Source organism: Paenibacillus dendritiformis, from assembly GCF_015845845.1.
GTDB lineage: Bacteria > Bacillota > Bacilli > Paenibacillales > Paenibacillaceae > Paenibacillus_B > Paenibacillus_B dendritiformis_C.
In genome coordinates, this window is sequence record NZ_LDIG01000122.1 from 1 (window position 1) to 20750 (window position 20750).

General features: G+C 53.1%; 5 protein-coding genes, 3 pseudogenes and 1 riboswitch. Of the genes and pseudogenes, 6 read left to right on the forward strand and 2 right to left on the reverse strand.

Annotated features, from left to right (window positions below; genetic code table 11):
- A pseudogene (locus tag ABD76_RS10640) lies at window positions 1–329 on the forward strand (transposase); the annotation flags it as partial.
- A 374-nt stretch (window positions 330–703) separates the two neighbouring features.
- Here ABD76_RS10640 and ABD76_RS29475 read toward each other — a convergent pair.
- Entirely contained in the window at window positions 704–3004 is a 2301-nt protein-coding gene (locus ABD76_RS29475) for an immunoglobulin-like domain-containing protein (RefSeq protein WP_338125100.1), read from the reverse strand.
- Window positions 3002–4339, reverse strand: a pseudogene (locus ABD76_RS29480) (glycoside hydrolase family 18 protein); the annotation flags it as partial. The gene ABD76_RS29475 and the pseudogene ABD76_RS29480, both read right to left, overlap by 3 nt.
- Before the next feature lie 108 nt (window positions 4340–4447).
- A riboswitch (cyclic di-GMP riboswitch) is annotated at window positions 4448–4532 on the reverse strand.
- Window positions 4533–5082: 550 nt separating this feature from the next.
- On the opposite strand from ABD76_RS29480, the gene ABD76_RS10650 reads away from it, so the two are divergent.
- From ABD76_RS10650 to ABD76_RS10665, 5 genes and pseudogenes are all read left to right on the forward strand, one after another.
- A complete protein-coding gene (locus tag ABD76_RS10650; protein ID WP_197256720.1) occupies window positions 5083–5688 on the forward strand; it encodes an SDR family oxidoreductase in 606 nt (201 codons plus the stop codon).
- A 413-nt stretch (window positions 5689–6101) separates the two neighbouring features.
- Window positions 6102–6443 (forward strand): annotated as a pseudogene (locus tag ABD76_RS30955) (AMP-binding protein); the annotation flags it as partial.
- A 648-nt stretch (window positions 6444–7091) separates the two neighbouring features.
- Complete coding sequence (locus ABD76_RS10655) at window positions 7092–12626, forward strand: thioester reductase domain-containing protein (RefSeq protein ID WP_242069509.1); 5535 nt, start codon at window positions 7092–7094, stop codon at window positions 12624–12626.
- Complete coding sequence (locus tag ABD76_RS10660; protein WP_197256724.1) at window positions 12616–15237, forward strand: non-ribosomal peptide synthetase; 2622 nt, start codon at window positions 12616–12618, stop codon at window positions 15235–15237. The genes ABD76_RS10655 and ABD76_RS10660 overlap by 11 nt, the downstream gene beginning before the upstream one ends.
- Complete coding sequence (locus tag ABD76_RS10665) at window positions 15237–20750, forward strand: type I polyketide synthase (RefSeq protein ID WP_197256726.1); 5514 nt, start codon at window positions 15237–15239, stop codon at window positions 20748–20750. The genes ABD76_RS10660 and ABD76_RS10665 overlap by 1 nt, the downstream gene beginning before the upstream one ends.

Here is a 20750-nt window from a genome sequence, read left to right on the forward strand (position 1 = left end):
TACTGGAAGATGTGCCTACTTGGAAACGTCAAACGAACGATCCGGAACGACAACGCAAGCGGTTGGCGAAAATCCAGGAAGTACACAGCCGAAACAGAGCTAAACGGATTCAGCTAACGGGTTCTTACCGTCATCTGCAAAAGTTACGAACCCGCTGTGAGCATGTGTTTGCTGAAAGCAAAGTTGCGCATGGCATGGATCGTGCACGGAGCCGCGGACTCGACTGCATGCAAGAACAGGCGCTACTGACGGCGATCGTTCAAAATCTGAAAAGACTATGCCGGTTTGGGAAAAAGCGATCTCGAACTGGTATGTCGGCATGCCAAAAAACGAAATCCGTGATGACAGAGGCGTTGTCACGCCTACTCATTTCGCGCTGGCTGAGTTGTTTTACTCGTTTTGCATGTCCATCAGACGGCTACAACTGCACTAATTCACCGGACTTTTAGTGGAGCAGGTGATTAACGCAGCTTCTGCCTCTTAGGTGAAGCAGATGAAAAAGCCAGCGGCCAACTATTTGGCGTTCAATCCATCCAGCGTGCTGAGGATTATCAATCAGTGTGCGCAGCGCAGCAAATCGGCTTGATGCAGCGGATGATGATATTCTCGAGGCGGGTCAGCCACGTTTAATTTTCGGTTCGTGGCAAGCGGAAGGGACCGACCCATGCAGGTCAGTCCCGATACATACAGCTTCGACTTGCTATTATTCTACAAGCTTCCAGGAATCATCGCTTCCCGGAATGCTCCGTGTCCACCACTTGGCTTGGTAGAGCTTGCCTTCATAGCGAACCAAGTCGCCTTCTACATACACATTGCCCGGCACGTAGTCCACACTGCCGTCTTCATTTGGAATCACTTCTTTTTTCCATGCTAGGGAGGTATCCGGAGCTTCGCCTTGTACCCACCATTTCGCTGTATATTTCTCTCCTTTGTAGATGACCGAATCGCCTTCATAGTAGATCTTCGTCGGATCATACGTATCCGCAAGTCCATCGATCACGGTAATCTGGCGCTCTGCAGAGGCTTGCAGGCCTTCACTGTCTTCTACGGTGTATACCAACTCATATGTTCCCGGAGCAGAGGAATCAACCGTTCCTTCGATCGCGATGCGATCGGTCAGGTCGCCATCTTCTTCATCCGCAGCGGTAACCCCTTCTCTCGGATCGAAGTGCTCGCCAACGAAAATCGTTTTATCCGTTGCGCCATGAATCACGGGTTTTGAAGTTACCGGCGGAATGCTTCCATTTCCGAATGCTTTGAAAATATCGGTAAACTGATATTGAGCCGTTACGCCACTTTTATTTTCCAACATCGCATCCCGGTTCATCGACCAGAAGGAGGTCATCGCCAGCCCTTTCTCGATCGCATGATCGACAATCCACTGAGACCACTCCGTCGTAAAGATCGGATGAGCCGCGCCTTCGAAACCGATGGATGGCGTCGTTCCAATGATTCCATAAGCCTCTTCATCGGTTAGATCCTTGTTGGCATACTGCTTGTAGTATTGCTTCACTTGATTCTTCGTCGAATCAACGGCTCTAAGCGAAGCGGAACCGTAGTTCTCGCCAGGCAGGAGCGTTCCGCTGCCATAACACATCGTCATGATGTTCACGACTTTGACATCCACGCCGGCAGACAGGTAAGCCTCCAATACATCCAATTGAACGGAAGTCAGACCGCTTGGCAGTACTGGGAGCGTTAATACGATATCGACTCCGGTTGCGTCTTGCAGCTTTTTAATCGCCTTCGCATTGGCGATATTCAGGGCTTTGTTCTGCGCGCCGCCCTCAATGTCGAGGTCTAATCGGGTCAGTCCATAGCCTTGAACAAGCTCCATATACGTATTGAACAACGTATCTGTGTCTTCAGTTACTTCCCAGAATGTAACGCCGTTCAAACCGCCAAGGGAGATCGCGACATCTCCTCCCATTTCGCGCAGCTCCCGGATAGACTGCTTGATTCCTTGATATTGGGCATTGTCTGCATTCTTTTCATTCAGTACGGAGTATCCTCCCCAGCCCCATTGCACTTTACCGTCAACGATTTGCTTCGAAGTGGATTGAATAAAGCCAAGATTGAAGAATTTCACGCCCGTATCCTCGGAAATTCGGGCAAGGTTAGGGGCGCCGTTGTTGGAATAGCCCGGCTTGGTAACCCATGCAACCATATCGACGAATGGAGAATTGACTTGCTTCGGCCACTCGATTCCTTGGCCAACCCCAAAGTCTTGCTCCGGAGCTGCCGCTTCGACCACTGTAATGGTACGTTGTTTCTCAGCCGTTAATCCTTGCGAATCCGTAACGGAATACGTCAGTTGGTACTTTTCTGCCACATTCGTGTTAACTTCTCCCGTCACGGTAATACGCGACGTTACATCTCCGTCTTCCGCGTCCGTAGCGGTCACGCCGGCCAGCTTATCGAAGACGTCGCCGACTTGAATCGTCAGGTCCGTTACGCCATGCAATACAGGCGGTTGATTCTTGCTTGGAGCTTCATTGCCCAGAATGAGTTGTCTGTTCATTTCCGGGCTGTTATTCGACACCCGCTGAACAAGCTCCATGCTTGTCATCTCGGCATCTCCCTTAAGTTTGAACGTATAGGAAGCGCCCGGCTCTATTGTTTTTGCATCATAGACCGATTTCAGGTCGACGACCGTGTAACCATTTTCATAGGTTACGGAGCCAGCCAGATAATCGCCGGAAGTCAACGGTCCATCTGTCTTGATATACAGCTTCGGCAGCTTAATCGTTTTTGCGCCTCGTTCCACGGCTCTCAACACTTGATTCGATTCCGTCAAGGCTTCGTTATTGACAATCGTGATTTCATACCCCTTGTTATTGCCCCAAGGCTCTGTATACGGTTTCACATCCGCCTTAACGTCCAGCTCGGCATAGTGGATTTCATGTGTTTTCAACGGCTGGCTTCCGAAGAGACCTTCTTTCGTCGCCTTTGTTAATTTGTCACGCTTGGCAGGGTCCGCAGTAGGGGCATCATTGGAAGCCATCCATGCAATGACGCCGCCTAGGCCGCGCTCAAGGACATATTTCGTCTTCTCTTGAATGGATCTTTCATTGTCATAGGTGTAGAATACGCCGCTTGTCTCATCATATAGATAAGGAGCTTTTGCGGCATCATCCCAATATTCTTTGAGATTCGGGTAAGTGGCCTTCAATTTGTCGAGATTGCGATAAGACCAAATCCCTGTTCGGCGGCCGCCGTCCCCAAGGACGAGTGGGGATTCGCCAACCGCGCCGCGGGATGGAGTGTTATCCGCATCCTTGGCAGATAGTGCGGCTTCACCGAATAGTCCCGGATAATTCGGATCGGATCCTTGCGACACTTTATCCCAGCCGCGAGTATAGTAAGCCGCTCAGATGACAATCTTGCTCGGCTCGGCACCTTGCTGAATCAAATAGTTCACGCTCTCGTCAATGGACAGATTGTTGCCGGTAAGCGGGTCATTGGGGTTCGGATACAAACCGGTGTGATGGCCGCTTACCTCATCCCATGCGCCGCGCATGTCATAAGTCATGATGTTGGCAAAATCTACAATGTTAAATAACTTAGGCACATCAATGCCGATATCAATTTTTGCTTTGGGAGCGGGCAGGGCAACAGACAGCTCGTACGTTTTGCCAAGCTCGGCTCCTTGTTGGTTCAAGGCGTTTTTGAAGTCTTGAAGGAGCAAAATATAATTATTTTTATCCTCCGGGGTGGCGTATTTCGTGCCTTCATCGTTTTTATTATCGACAAGATCAGGTTGTCGCACTTCAGCCGGGAACTCCCAGTCCACATCGACGAAGTCCATGTTCGTGTACTTAATGAATTTCATCACATTCTGAACCAATTTCGCGCGTTTCGAAGCATCGGCCGCCACAACGGAGAAGTCGCCTGATTTCGACCATCCGCCAAGAGAGATGCCGATTTTCAGATTCGGGTTTTCGGCGCGCAATTGCTGCAGGGCGATGAGGACGCCTGCATTGGCTGCGTCCCATTGTACGCCATCCTGACCGACAGGCGCGCCTACAGCCGCATCCTTGTCCGTAAAGACGAGGTTGTCTTGGGCATCAAAATCTAGGAAGGCATAGTTCAAGTGGGTTAGTTGATCGGCGGGTATATCCTTGGGATAAAAGTTCCCTTGTCCTCCCCAGATCGACCAATCGCCATAGTACATGACATTCCGGATTTCCTGTGCTGAGCCCTGTTTGACATCAGGTTCCTTTGCTGCGGGAACAGTCGTTCCTGCATAAGCCGGCGCCAGGGAAGAGACGAACATCATGATGGTCATTACCGTCATGGCGAACAATCTTCGGGCACTCTGCTTTCTCCTAGTCTTCATCCGTTATTCACTTCCTATCAATAGATTATATTAATAGGCAGCTAGGGAGGACTTGCGATGGAATCATGCAAAATAACGCATACGACGAATAGAGTGTGGTTTCTATTGGTCGGCAACTGGCTGGCATAGAATTTCTTCCTTAGCCCCTTTAGCTTTGCGTCACTAGATTTCCCTAGCTTTGCCTAGTAATACCTGGACAAAATGCATACGCTTTTATTTTTAATTGCGCTATTTATCCTGTATCTTGTATAACGATGCATGTTTGCACCGTTTAATATACAGTAATTTTACGTTTATTTAATGGGTCACGAGGCTTATTTGTGAAAATATATACATAGTTCGATTTTATTATTCATTTGAAACATATCATGTTAAAAGTCCGGTTCGATTAGGGGGTGTTATTTAATTCCATATCGTTTAATGCGGTGCAACATCCCAGTCGCTGTGCCATTCCTTTGACGATCCTTGCTATTCAATTTTACATATTTAAACATATTCAAGATATCCGGAAAGGTTGTGGGAATAGGTCTTAGGGAGGGGGTGGATATAGAGCTCGATTTGGATTAACTAGCCATAGTTCGCATAATTATAACCAAATATAACTATCCTTATATTCAGTCCGGACCAACAACTGTGGCGGAAATCATGCGTTGCCTCCACATCCGAATTTGTAGTACGATGACATCGAACCCATGTATTGGAAATGATGCAGCTTATATTTACAGACGATAGGAGTGTTCTGCATGCTGACGCCACTAAAGGATAAGACGGTCGTCGTGACCGGAGCCAGCAAAGGAATCGGCAAAGGAATTGCGAGAACCTTCGCCGCACAAGGGGCGAAAGTCGCGGTCGTCGCACGCAGCTTGACGAAAGCGGAGGAAACCGCGGCGGAAATCCGGGATAACGGAGGCATTGCTCATGCCTTCCAAGGAAATGTCGCCGCCTGCCTGCCCTTTCTGAAGAAAGCGGAATACGGCCGGATCATTGTAACCTCTTCGATTACGGGGCCGGCCACCGGCTATGCCGGATGGTCGCACTACGGCGCAAGTAAAGCCGCTCAGCTGGGATTCATGCGCAGCGCGGCGCTCGAGCTCGCGCGTTACCACATTACAATTAACGCCGTCATGCCCGGCAACATCATGACGGAAGGCTTGGAAGGCCTTGGTGACCATTATCTGCAGGCGATGACGGCGTCCATTCCGCTCAAGCGGCTCGGAAGCGTCGAAGATATCGCTTACGCCGCTCTCTTTTTGGCTTCGAAGGAAGCAGGTTATATTACGGGCCAAACCATCATCGTGGATGGCGGCCAGATTATTCCAGAGAGTCTGGAAGCGATGGGGCAAACCTGATTCGATTACTATAGGAAACATTTCATCATGAACCTCTGCTGGCCGAGCTCAATGTACTCATCATATTATATGTATAAATGGACATCCGTTTTAGAAGAACGGTTATGTCCACTTTTTTGTGAAGGTGAAGATGATATGGGAATATCTAGTACCTCATCATTAACATGACATATTTTTTGTACCGAAGCAAAACTTTGTCTTTACCACAAAAATAAACTTGTATATAATCGAGGATAGACAAGTTTACTTCTTCTGGAATTTTATTTGCCCAAGGTAAACATTTTGTATTTATACGAAAAGTGTTGTTGTCTATCATATGGAGATTATCAACATCGTTATTCAAATAAAGTAAGGGGGCCAAAATGAATCGCACATCAAATCATTCCCTAACGATTAGCCACGGCTTCCTTGACATGCAGCAAGCGTTTGTTGTGCATGGCAGCCGGATGATTACGTATCAAGAGGCGTGGAATCGCATACGAACGCTAGGGAAGACCTTACGGGAGCATGGCTGCATGGACGGAGATATCGTTGTCGTCCAAGAACGCGATCCCGTTCATTATATGTTGGCATGTCTAGCAGTTATGTCCATCAACTGCACAGTACTTGCGCTTCATCCACAAGATAGCTTCATAAGACATCGCTACATTTTGCAACGCAAGCAAATTCGGCATCTCCTGACAGATAATAGCTTGTTTTTCATATCGGATTCGGGAGAACGCTTTCCGGTTCTGCACCACTTACAAGCAGCGCCCAGCGTTGGTGAAGGGATACGAGCTGATATAACGGTTGCGGTCGATTCTATCTTATTCAGCCAATCCATTGAGAACAGCTATCCTGTGGAAAAAAGAGTGGATGGAGCATTTTTCTCGGAATGGATGCACTTTTTGGACAATCGCCTGCAAGTTTCATTGAAGCGCGTATTGTTGCTGGATACGGACTATACAGGCATATGCACCTTCCTTTGGCTGCCTGTGTTTGCAAGTGGAGGAACTCTCGTTCTATACGACGGACATGAACCATTGAATCGGGAACCAGTCACCCTTAGATCCTGCTTGCACACCTGGCAAATCGAAACGCTCCTATCTCCGCTTTCTCTGATGTTTCAATACCATTCAATCCTATTTTCAGCTTTGTCGAACGATGATGCCCCGCCGCTGCGTACAGTCGTAACATATGGCGAAACAGCGCGCGATACAACTGCTTTTAAAGGTGGGCTTACCGCACATGAGATACGATGGCATAACTTTTATGGCTTCCCTTATCTGCCCCTGATCACGACGATATCTCCAATAGAATCCGAACAGGGCAGGCTGATGCACGAGGGGAAATCGCTTCCAAACGCCCGTGTGTATTGCTTGAATGACATGCTGCAGCCTCAGCCAATCGGAGTGCCAGGAAGAATGTTCATCAGCCAAGCTGCGTCTGATGACCGGGCTCAGGATGACAGGGAAGAACGGTATCCGGATTTGCTCTCTCCTGAGAAGACGATGCGGGGTACTCGCATACAGTCAAAGGTTCTTCCGAATGGAAGAATCGCCGTTGCAAGAGAGAGCGAAGCGGGCTTCTATCGGGAGGGCACTTATTACTCCTTGCTCGAACTGGAACGAGAGCTCCTGGAACATGAGCATATTGCCGACGCAGTCGTAGCAAGGGACGGGGAAGGATGTATTATTTATTGGGTCCCCAATCAAGAAGATGCCGGCACAGACGAACTGTCACGATATATCGAGGAGAGGCTGCCCCTATGGAGTATGCATGTATCGCTTGAATATATCGAAGTTCGCCGCATTCCGCGAAATGTTCAGGGAGAGACGGACTATATCCGTCTTGAGGAAATGATGCTGCTCAGTCAGGCTGAATTGCAGCGGATGACGGCGGCATTGCGGGCGCTTCCGATCGAGGATTGCGCAATTGTTCGCTCTTATGAAGAAGGAAGTCAAGCTGACATTGCGGTCAGAACCATTCAAGCGGCCGGACGGCTTCCCGCGTATGAGGCCGCGCAGGCCGGCGAACCCAAGAAGGCGATTACGAAGGGAATGCCGCTCGCAAGCACAGGTGATCATCCCAACAGTCTGCATGAAGTCCTGTGCCGCGCAGCTGCATCCGCTAATTCCTTGCTCTACATTGACCGTCAAGGCAAAGAGCATCGCCAGAGCTATGCCGAGCTGCTTGCAGAAGCCAAGCGCGTGGCGAAGGGGCTGCAGGATATGGGCTGTCCGGCAGGAGAGCCGATCTTGCTGCAATTTGACGATAACCGGCAAATGCTGGAGACCTTCTGGGCATGCGTGCTAGGAGGCTATGTTCCGGTTCCGGTCGCCGTTTGCCCGGTATACAAAAGCAAAAACAGCCACACCGATCGTCTCATACAAATCTGGGATTTTCTCGGAAAACCTGTCATTGCGACATGCTCACAGCTGTACGAGGAAGTTGGCCGGCTCCGGCAAATCTATGCTTCTGATTCCATGCGAGTCCTGTCATCCGAGGATATCAAACGCGATGCGGCCGCGCTGCAGATCGTGCCCGGACAATCCGGCGACATCGCCCTTATGATGTTCACGTCCGGAAGTACCGGCACACCCAAAGGCGTGCAGCTGACGCATCATAATCTGCTCGCACGCTCGCTCGCCGTGAAGCAGCATCTCGGGCTGACTGCGGAAGAAGTGTCGTTAAACTGGATGCCGCTCAGCCATGTCGGCGGGCTCGTGATGTTTCACCTTCTGGATACCTTGCTTGCGAGTTCGCAAATACATATTCAAACGGACGCCGTCCTAGCCGAGCCGCTGCGTTGGCTCGACTGGATCGAACAGTACCGGGTCTCTGTCACCTGGGCGCCTAACTTTGCCTACAGTCTGCTCAATGAACAGCTGCTATCCGTTCGCGCACCCCGGTGGGATCTCCGGCACGTAAAATATTTTATTAATGGAGGAGAGCCGATTGTTCGCCTGAAAGCGGCCAAATTCATGGAGCTGCTTGAACCGTGCGGCCTGGCTCAGGGAGCGATGATTCCGGCGTTCGGCATGACGGAATTGTCGTCAGGCATTACCTTTTCCCGGCATTTCAGCGACTATCCGGACAGCTATAGCTTCGTATCGGTAGGAGAGCCTGTACCTGGAGTAGAGGTTCGCATCGCGGATGAAGCCAATCATGTACTGCTGGAAGACGAGATTGGAGAAGTCCAAATTAAGGGAGCGACCGTCACTCCGGGCTATTTTGCTGTCGACAATCAGCGGGCTTTGGGCTTCACTTCGGACGGATGGTTTCAAACCGGCGATTTGGGATTTATCTCGGATGGACAGTTAACGATTACTGGCCGGCAAAAGGATGTCATTTTTATTCATGGCATGAACTATTATGCGCAGGACATCGAAGCCGCAATGGAAAGCGTCCCCGGGGTAAATGTTTCCTTTAGCGCTGCTTGCGCCGTGCGGACATCGGATCATGATTCGGATCAGCTCGCTCTGTTTTTCAATCCGAGAGGCATTGACGTCGCTTCTGAGCAGGAAGCAGCGGACCAAGCGGTTCGTACAGCGCTTAAGGAGCTGATTGCCGCCATTCGCGGCGCCGTCGTGGAACACTGCGGGATCAATCCGAGCTATATCGTGCCGCTGCTTGAAGAGGATTTCCCCAAAACGGAAATCGGAAAAATCAAGCGTGCCCAAATGAAGGAAGCGTTCGAAGCAGGCCGTTATGCAAATGTGCTGGAAACATGGAACGTGCCGGGAGCCTGGATGCATCACCACAGCGTCAAGGGATGGTTCTACCAAAAGAAATGGCAGCGCGCGAAGCTTGGCAACAGCCAGCTCCTGCTCGATGCCAAAGCGGTAATCCTGATGGCGGACCATTCCCATTCGCTGGAAGGCTTCACAGAACGGATATGCGCGCTGGGAGCGAGGGTGATCCAAGTAACCGACGGCTCCGCTTATATGTACTCGGGAGAGAATCATTTTACGCTGTCGTTCGACAACCCGCATCATTTTGATCGGCTCTGGAACGCATTACAGGCGCAGCAGTTGGATATTCACGCCATCGTTCATTTTCTGCATGGGGGAGCGCTCGGGCAGAACGAGCCTCCTGCTGAAACGGTGGGGCGAATGACCAAGCGGTGGCTGGCCGCGGCTCAAGGCTTGCTTCGGAACTTGCAGCAGACAGTACGTTATATGTCGGTTACTCAAGGTTCCTATATCGTCGGCGAGACCGATTTTTTCCGGGCGGAGCAAGCCATTGTACCGGGGCTGATGAAAAGCTTGGCCTTGGAAGCGCCGCAATTGAAATGCCGGCAGTTGGACTTGCAAGCGGTCGATGCTGAAGAAGCTTATGCTGTGCTTGCGCGGGAGCTGCTGTCCCCGAATGCGCAGCAAGAGGTGGCCTACCGGGACGGAGAACGATATATCCCGCTGCTTCATCCTGTAGCGAAGCCAAGTGAGGGCAGCACGCCAGATGCCTTCGTCAGGGGAGGACTATATGTCGTAACCGGCGGGCTTGGCGCGATCGGCTCAACCGTTTGCCGCTGGCTGGCGGAGCATGTGGATGCCAAGCTGCTGATTCTGGGCCAGCAGGAATTGCATGATTACGATCGCCATTCTGCACGCGTAAAGGCATGGGAAGAATTATGCCAGCTCAGCCCGCACGTCAAATATCGAGCCGGCAGCCTAACCGACCGACATTTTGTGCTTTCGGCAATCCGCGAGGCGCAAGCGGAATTTCAAGCTCCGCTGCATGCGATATATCATCTGTCCGGCGCGCTGTCGCTGCCTCGCCAGTCAGGAAGCTCCCATTGGGACGAACTGAGCGAACATACGGTAGCGAACGAACGCTTCGAATCCTATGAATATGTATTCGCAAGCAAAGTGTTCGGAACGATGGTGCTGGATGAGGTTCGGGATACGATTGAACCGGACGCCCAGATCGTCGTATTTTCATCCGTTAACGGTCATTTCGGCGGCGGTTCGTTAAGCGCGTACGCAGCAGCCCACAGCTTCCTCGAGGCTTACTGTCTGCAAGCATGGAGGCGCAATCCTCGCACGTACTGCTTGGCTTGGAGCATGTGGGACGAACTGGGCCTGAGCGCCCGCATTCCGCAGGTAATCCGGCAGCTGTCACGAGGGAACGGCTTTGAAGCCTTATCTGCCGAAGAGGGCCTATTATCGCTTCAGCATGCGCTGCAGCAGGGACTCCATCACTGCATGATCGGCATCCGTCCAACCGTACGGAACAGCGTTCAATTTGCCGATTCCGGCCAATCCATGCTGGATTGCTGGATCGCAGCTCCCGATCGGAACGGGCATTCAGTTGGGCACATACGTGAAGCGATCGAACGCTTTTTCAAAGACCTTGGCAGATTCTCGCTCGCAAACCGGGTCAGGTTGTTCCTGATTGATTCGATTCCTCGGGATCAAGAGCACCAGGTTCTCGTCCAAGATTTGAAAGGAAACAGTAATGCACGCCTAATCGCCCAAGAGACGGCATCCCGGAAGATCACGGAAACGGAGCGAATACTCCTTGACTTGTGGCAGAGTGAATTGAACCGGAGCGATTTAACGATTCATGATAATTTCTTCGAGTTCGGAGGCAACTCCATCCGCATGACCAAGCTCATGTTCGCGATTCGGGAGCGTTTGAAGCTGGAACTGCCTTTCCATGCCCTGCTGGAGGCACCGACGGTCACAGGATTGGCCGCCAAGATCAAGCTGATGGAGGAAGCGGATGAGATAGCCGCCAAGCAAGTGAATTGGAACAATGAGCTGCGATTGCCGGAAGAACTCCGGCAGCGCATTAGGCAAGCCCAATCCCCGGACGGGCAGACCCGTTTCCGGCATATATTCTTGACAGGCGCTACCGGATTTTTGGGCGCGTACCTGCTGGGGACGCTTCTTCGCGAATCAACGGCCTGCATTTATTGCCTGGTACGCGCACAGTCGCAGCAGGAAGCAGCAACCCGGCTCGTCGACAGTTTACGGCAGTATGGAATGGAAGATCTGATGGATGAACAGCGCGTCATTCCGGTCGCAGGCGATTTGACGCTGCCGTCTTTCGGACTCAAGGATGAAGTGTACGACGAATTATCCGGGAACATCGACGTTGTCTATCATAACGGAGCGCTCGTCAATTTTTCATACCCGTACGAGATGCTCAAGGGGCCCAATGTCACGGGCACGCTTGAGATTGTGCGCTTCGCGACGGCGCATCATCTGAAGCCGGTTCATTATATTTCAACGCTTTCCGTGTTCCTGGACTATACGGGAGAGGTCGTTCATGAGAAGACCGTCCTGCGGCCGGACACACTGCCGCAAATCGGCTATAACCAGAGCAAATGGGTCGCCGATCATCTCATGCAGTCGGCGCAACGCGAGGGTCTGCCGGGAGGCATATACCGGATTGGCACCGCTGCGGGAGATTCCGCGACGGGGGCGTGCCAGGAGCTCGATTTTGTATGGCTGCTCATTCGGCTCTGCATCGAGCTCGGAGCAAGACCGGACATCGATGAGCCGCTCAACTTCATTCCCGTCGATCAGATGGCGCGGTATATCTTGGCACTCTCGCTTCATGACGACCCATATTCGCAACAGGTGTACCATTTGCATCCGAAGCAGCCGATGCTGCTGTCGGAGCTGTTCGACTGGTTGAACCGGTATGGCTACGAAGCAGCGGCAATCCCTTATGAGGAGTGGTATCAGAGAATGGAAAGTTATGTGCTGGATGCAGGCGGAGCGCTGCGCGGATTATATTCCATCTTCCCTGAAACGTTGGACGAACAGAGATCCCTTCTCCAATTCTGCATTTATCGCTCGGAATACACATTGGACAGATTAGCCCAACTGAATCATCCCGTGACGCCGTTAGCGGAAGAGATGTTCCGGGCTACGATCGACTATTTATGTGAAGTACAATTTTTGCCAACCGTTCGGGAAAGGATTGTGAGAAATCATGAGCAGTGAACTGCGTCTCTTCGACCGTGCAGCCTATGAAGCCAGAGCATTCTGGAAGCAGCACCTCCATGAATTGCCGAAGCAGCACGGATTTCCGGCAGACAGGTCTCGGAGGGAGCATGATCACAGCCGGTCGTCATATGCCGCCGGAATAGAGGAAGAGCTGCTGGCTTCCCTGAACAGCAAGACCAATCAGTCGGACTTGTTAATATACTGCTTCGTCTTGACTGCTTTGCATTTTTGTCTCAGGGCCTATTCGGAGACGAATAAGACCGTTATTTACAGCCCGGCCATTTCCGTTCCCGGCACACTCATGCCAACATGCTGCGAATGGATTGGAGAGGCTTCCGTGAAGGAGATACTGCTGTCCATGCGGGAGCAGGCGGGCCGCATGTACGAATTCCAGGATGAGTTCGAAGCGCAAGCGGAATCAGGAACGCCTGATGCCGGACAGCCGCCCGGGGTCGCGCTTCGCATGGACACTCTGCATCAACCGCTAGCCGGGAAGCAGAATCATGTGGTCGTTACGCTAGCGCATGAAGGCGCGACGCTGTCCTTTCAGTGGGACTATCCCGCTTCCGGCTATACGGAGCAAGCGATAGCCCGCTATCATCTACAGCTTCAATTCGTGCTGCGCCAAATGCTGCAGGATGTCCATGCTCCCGTACGATCGATGCAGCTTATTCATCCGGATGAGCTTGCCGCCATCCTGCGCATGAGCTGCGGGGAACCGGCTCACATACCGAAGCCGTCGTTAATCGAATTATTCGAGCAGCAGGCTGCCGCACATCCCGGCAAATGGGCCATTATCTCCCGGGAGGAACGGATCAGCTATGGACAATTGCTCGACAAAGTGAATCAGATGACCCGGTTGCTGCTTCATCGGGGAGTACAGCCGGGTCAGCGGGTCGTCATTATGGCTAGCCGGAACATTCCGACGATGATAAGCATTCTGGCTGCCTATAAAGCACGCGCGACCTATGTCCCGGTCGAGCCCCGTTATCCGCCGGAACGGCAGAACTACATGATCCAAGACAGCTGCGCTTCGCATATTATCGTTACGGATCCGGAACAGGCGGCAGAATTAAGTTGCGGCGGCGCCTCCATCATCCGCTGTCGCGAAGAGGAATGGATGATGTTCGATTCCGGCTCCTTCCGGACGGAAAGAGCGGCGTCCGCGCCCGTATACATGATTTACACGTCGGGAACGACGGGCACACCGAAGGGAGTCGCCATAACCGATGAAGATCTGAGCAACCTGTGTCACTGGTACCGGCACGCCTTCGACATCGATCATACGTCGAACATACAGTTGATCAACCCGTTAGGATTCGATGCTTCCGTGAAGAACATCTTTGTGCCCCTCATGTGCGGCGCTTCTATCATATTAGGCCCGGATAACTTATTCGACACGGACAGTATATTGGAGCAAATTGCTGAGGAAAGCATCACGCACGTGAACTGCGTTCCCCAGCTCTTTTATGCGGTGCTGCAAACCGATGAAGCGAAGGGCTACCGGCGCTTGCAGGGGGTACGGCACGTCGTTCTCGGCGGAGAGCGGATTCATGCGGCGCCGCTTCAGCCTTGGCTTCAATCCGGAGCATGCTTCAGCAGCATTACGAATGTCTATGGGCCGACAGAGTGCACGATCATTTCCACCGCCTATACAATCAGGCCGGAAGACATCGCGGAGCGCAACGACATCCCGATCGGCAGGCCGATTTTCAATAAGTACGTTTATGTGCTGGATTCAAGCATGAAGGTATGCCCGGCCGGAGTCCCGGGGGAATTGTATTTATCGGGGTTAGGAACAGCCGACGGCTATTTCCGCAAGGAAGCGGAGTCATCGCGAAGCTTTATAGACCATCCATTCGGACAGGGGAGAAAGCTGTATCGCACAGGGGATATCGCGAAATGGACGCATGACGGACAGTTAATGTACTTGGGACGCAAGGATGAACAGGTGAAGATTCAAGGCTTCCGGGTCGAATTGAGCGAGATCGAGGCGGTCCTGAACACGCATCCGGCCATCCAGTTGGCCATTGCGCACATCTATACGGATAAGCATCAGCACAGCCGTCTCGCCTGCTACTACCAGGCTGCAGATAACATGGAGGTTTCGGGCTCCGAATTGCGGGCGTTGGCGCAGCGCTTGCTGCCGGAATATATGGTTCCTGCAGTTTACATCCATTGTGAAGCTTTCCCGTTGAATGTGAACGGCAAGGTGGATCGCGCACAGCTGCCTCCGCCGGAGCCGGCCCGATTTGCAGAAGAGTCAATATCCTTATCGGAAAAGCCGCAGACCTCCGTTCAGGAGACGATCGCGAGCATATGGAGGAACCTTCTGGAAATCAAGGACATCGGCATACGGGAAAACTTTTTTGACCGGGGCGGATACTCGCTCCTCCTATACAAAGTCAGTCAGGCTCTGGAAAGGGAGCTGAACATCGCGATCCCGGTTGTCGATCTGTTATCTTATCCAACGATTCAATCGCTCTCGCAATATATCCAAGACAAGCAGACACCGCAGACCGTGACGGAAGAAATCCATACGGACGCCGAACGCGCAAGCAAGCGGGAGAGGATGCTCCAGCAGCGAAAACAGAGAAGGAAGGAATAATGACTATGGGCCAATCGTCCTCACTACGTGAATTCGACATTGCCATTATTGGCATGGCAGGCAGATTTCCCCGGGCGGATAACGCGGATAAGCTGTGGGATGCGCTCAAAGGCGGGAAAGATTGCATTACGAGAGGCGCCCAGATCGTGCAAAGCGATACCTATGTCAACGCTTTCGGCGTCATCAAGGACATCGATCGGTTCGATGCGGACTTCTTCGGCATTCCTGCCACAGAAGCGATCAACATGGCCCCGCAGCAGCGAATTTTAATGGAGACCTTTCATGAGGCGATGGAGAATTCCGGCTATGTGCCCGAGACGTATGACGGGTTAATCGGCTTGTTCTGCGGCACGGACGACTTCACCTATCTTTGGCAGCATTACGACAGAATCAAGTCGGCGCCCGAAGAATACGCAAAGTTAAAGATGTTCAATGAAGGCTCGTTAACCGGGAGGCTGTCCTATAAATTCAATCTGCGCGGCCCAAGTGTCGTGTCGCGGACAGCCTGCTCCACTTCATTGACCACAGTGCATCTTGCCTGTCAAAGTCTGCTCCATTACGAGTCGGACATCGCCGTGGCCGGCGGCGTCTCCATTACGCAATTTCAGGACGGATACTATCCACTGGAAGGCGCGCTGTCCGATGACGGCTTCACGAGAGCTTATGACGAGAACAGTTCTGGCTTTGTAAAAGGCAACGGGGCAGGACTCGTCGTGCTGAAACGGCTGGAAGAAGCGGTTCAAGACCGCGATCACATCTACGCCGTAATTAAAGGTTCGGCGATCAATAATGACGGCAGCCGGAAGGCAGGCTTCACGGCGCCCAGCGTGCAGGCTCAAGTCAGCCTTATACGGCGGGCAATCGAGATGGCCGGCGTTCATCCGGAGGATATTCAATATATTGAAGGGCATGGCACCGCCACTACGCTTGGCGACGCCGTTGAGTTGAAGGCCTTGAAGCAGGTGTTCCAAGGCAATGCGGCAGGGCAGCCCTATTGCGCGATTGGCTCGATAAAGTCCAATGTAGGCCACCTGAATATCGCGGCGGGAATCGCCGGATTGATCAAAACAACGCTCATGATCAAGCACGGCATGCTCGTGCCGTCACTCTATTGCAGCACGCCGAATGCCGAATTGAAAGACTCGCCTTTCTATGTCAATGGCAAGCTGCAAAAATGGGAGAGCGGCAAGCCGAGATTGGCTGGCGTCAGTTCCTTCGGAATCGGCGGGGCGAACGCCCATATCATCTTGGAAGAGGAGCCGGCCGGCCGAAGAGAAGCGAGCGGGGAAAAGCCCCAGATTCTCATCATAAGCGCCCGCACGGAGCAGGCGCTGCTTCACATGTCAGAACGTCTTGCGGAGCATATGGATAGACAGCCGGATCTTCAACTGCAGGATGCGGCCTACACACTGCAGATCGGACGCAAGCAGCTTGCATACCGGCGCTTTCTCGTCGGCGGATCGTGGAAGGAGATGCAGGCCGTCGGGGATAAGACCATCCGGAACCAAACCCATACGGTTACCGAACAGAATGCGCCGGATGTCATATTTATGTTTCCAGGCGGTGGAAGCCAGTACATACAGGCCGGCCAAGAGCTGTATCAGCACTGTTTCGTCTTCAGGGAAGAGTTGAACCTCTGCGCCGCACTGCTGGAACCGATGCTAGATGCCAATCTCATGGATCGGCTGTACGGAGGGAGCCGCGATGAGGAACCGATGCGGTTGGATATGGAAATGGCCGCTATTTTCAGCATCAGCTATGCGATGGCCCGGACATGGATCGCGCACGGCGTAACTCCCTCCGCTCTTATCGGGCACAGTCTGGGGGAATACGCGGCGGCTTGTATCTCCGGCATATTCAGTCTGAAGGATGCGCTGTTCCTCGTCGTGCAGCGGGCCCGCTTATTCGAGCGGCTGGACGAAGGAGCCATGCTCAGCGTCTCGCTGTCAGAGGAAAAGCTTCGTCCACTGCTTGCGCCTGGCGTATCGATTGCGGCTATCAACGCGCCGGAGCGCCTATTGGTGACCGGTTCCGTTCCCTGTATCGAGGAGTTCGCCGAGCGGCTGCAGGCCAGAGACATCGCGTATTCCCCCCTTGCAGCCAAGCGGGCCGGTCATTCCGAAGCCGTCGCTTCCATCATTGAACCTTTTCGGCGGGCGCTTGAGCAGGTTCATTTCGGCAGGATGGAGATTCCAATCATATCGACGCTCTATGGGCGGCGCATCACGGATAAGAGCATGCAACGAGCCGACTATTGGCTCCGGCAAATGAGAGAATGCGTTCGGTTCGGCGACGGGGTTCGCGAAGCGGCGGCACAGGAGCACGTCCTACTGCTGGAAGTCGGTCCCGGGAACCAACTGGCGCTGCTGGCGAACCGGCAGCTAAAACGGCGGCGCAGTGCATTCGCCCTCTCGTCGCTAGTCGAAAACCGTTCGTCCTATAGCCATTTTCTGCATGCGCTCGGTCAGCTGTGGCTTCGAGGCGCAGAAATCAAGTGGGAGGAATTGCACCGGGATTCAGAGCCTTATCGCGTTCCGCTGCCCACGTATCCGTTCGAGCGGCAAAGATATTGGAAGGAAGCAAAGCCGATGCCGAGCTCTTCCTTACACGGCGCTTCCGCGTATGAAGCAGTTCAAGCAGGAGCGCAGGCAAGCACCGAGCTATGGAAGCAGGCGTTGCCGCCGGAGGAAGCGCCGGCTCCGGATGCGGAGCTTACATGGCTCGTGATCATGCCGAAGGATGTCTCAGGCATGCCGCTCGCCAAGTCACTTGCAGGCCGGCTGGCAGAAGACGGTCAATTCGTCATTGAAGTTCGCGCTCATTCGCATTTCAGGCGAATAAGCTCAAGACAATACGAAGTCGATTTCACGGATGAGAAGGGATATCTTCCGCTATTGGAGGAACTGCATCAAGCCAATAACATGCCTGCCCGGATCGTCTATTTGGGCGCATATTTCCCGGAAGTCTCCCGCGATCCGTCGCCGGAGGATGCGGAGGAGCTGGTGCAGGGCCTGCTGCATTTGTGCAGCGGCATGGCGGCTTATACTGTAGATTCGAGCATGCCGTTATTTGTCGTCACGCACGAATTGCAGCCGATTATCGGCGTCGAGGAGGCTCAGGCGATTCCTGCCGCCGTGATCGGAGCATGCAGCGGCCTAGCCGAAGCCTACTCATGGCTCCGCTGCCTGTCGATTGATGTCTCGGAGCGCGGCGGGACAGAGCAATTAGCGGGCCAGATTGCGGCGGAATGGTATAACGGCCCGGAGGAAGGCATGATAGGTTGGCGCGGCAATAAGCGCTGGATCGCGTTCTCTGAACCGATAAGGGGAAGAGGGAAACCTTCGCAGGGACAGGAGTATCAGCTCTTGAAGCCATTCTCGGTAAGCAGATTGAGCAGGTTCGCGGAGGACGCCCTTCCGTCGGCCGAGCGAATCATTCGCGCCAAGGAAGCGGCTCATCCCGCGGCCTTGCTGCGAGATCAGACCGAGATCGTTCATCTATTCGATCACATTGGCGTATGCTGCGCCGCAGCTTATTTCAAAGATCATCTGCTTACGGACGGTAAGCTGACCTACGCCATGGAAGAGATCTTCGCGAAGCTGGGCGTGATCGACCGCTTTAGAAGCTTTGTCTCCTTCTTGATCAACTGTGTGGCCGAGGCGGGGCTGGCTGCCGTGGAGAAGGACGAGATGATCGTGTTCGCGGCTTCCATCCATGACGTTCCGCGGCTCGAATCGGTGATGGAGCAGCTTCCTGCCCATCTTGGCGAACTAAAGCCTTATATGGAGCTGCTGCTTGCATGCGCGAGCCAATATGATGCGGTATTTCGCGGAGACAGGATGGCGACCGAGGTGCTGTATCCGGAAGGCCAATTCGATCTGCTGTATGAGCTGAACCGCAGGCTGCCCGAGTACTCCAAGCGCAATCTCTATGTAGCGGCCGTGCCCGGTATTGTAGCCGATCTGGCTCGCGGAGCCGCCCGGAAGCTGCGCATTCTGGAAATTGGCGGAGGAACGGGACTGCTTACATGGCCGCTATTATCCGCCTTGAAGCAGCAAGGGATCGATGTCGAGTACCATTTTACGGATATCGGACAATCCTTTGTGGCCCGTGCAGAAGCGCAGGCGCAGCGGCTTGGATATTCGTTCGTGACCTGTTCCAAATTCGATATTTCCAAAGACCCTGAAGCGCAAGGCATCGAGCCGAACGGCTACGATATGGTCATCAGCCTCAATGTGGTACAAGCGACTGCCGATATGGAGGCTTCCCTGCGGCACCTGAATGAGACGCTTGCTCCGGGCGGCTTGTTATTCCTTGTTCAGACGATGTACTTTCATCCGCTGCAAAACTTCATCTTCGGCCTGTCGCCAGGATGGTGGAACTACCAGCAAGATCCTCTGCGCGAAGACAAGATGCTTCTTGCGCCGGCCGAGTGGGCGCAAGTGCTGGAACGAAGCGCGTATGATCGCATTGCGATGTTCCCGCCTGCAGGAAGAGAGCAAGAATCCGACGTTCATATCATTATGGCGCATCGGAGATACAGGGCTGACAGCAAGCCGAATGTTATGGCAATCCATTCGTTGGAAGAGGACTGGATCGCATGGACTCGTGAACGGACCGCGGAACCAAGCGACGAGCAGGCGGATGTGAACTCGTTGAAGGAAGCATGCTTCCAACGGCTTGAAGAGGCGATCACAGGCTTTGCAGGTGCGCAAGACACGACGTTTTCTGTGTTTATCCCGGTTCCTCCCATGCTGCTGGATGAGACGAGCAGCATGTGCGAGTCCATTGGCGGAGCAATGGGGCTGGTGGAGGGGGTCATCCAAGCATCCAAAAATTGGCCTAACGCCACATTTTTTCTTGGAATTTCGACATCGTTCGGCATCAGAAGCCGAATCATCACCTGCGTAATCCAGCGGGCCATAGACAACCATAGCGGAACAGGATGGGCACTGCTCGAGCTGCCAAATCCGTCCGGGCCATGTCTGACCGAAGAGACATGGCGCATCGCGCATCAGAACCTGGGGAGAGCCATCCGAATCACGGCGGCTGGCGATGCGCGTTCTGAAGGCGACAGCCCGCTGCCTGCGGAGAACGCGATCAAGCCGCCCGCCGCCGGGGCACGCAGCAAAGCAAAATCCGCCTGTATATCAAGCCTTGCGGCCGTTCCGTTCAGGAACGATACGGAGCGGTTGCTGTATTCCATATTTGAGGATGTGCTGGGAGAGATCGAGCTTGGCACGGAGGATTCTTATTTCGATATCGGCTTCGATTCCTTGTCCGGGTTGATGCTGAGCTCGAAGATCAGATCCCGGTTCCATGTCGGGCTTACCATCAAAGAAATGTACCGGCATTCCACGATCCGCGAGCTGGCGGATTACATAGACGGGCTGTCTCCCGCTCCGTCAGATCCGTCAAGTGCGGATCAATCGTCTGCAAACGCGGGGACACAGAGAGGAAGCAAGAATCTCAACGATTTATTGCTTGAAATAAACCTACATGCAGGAGGCTGA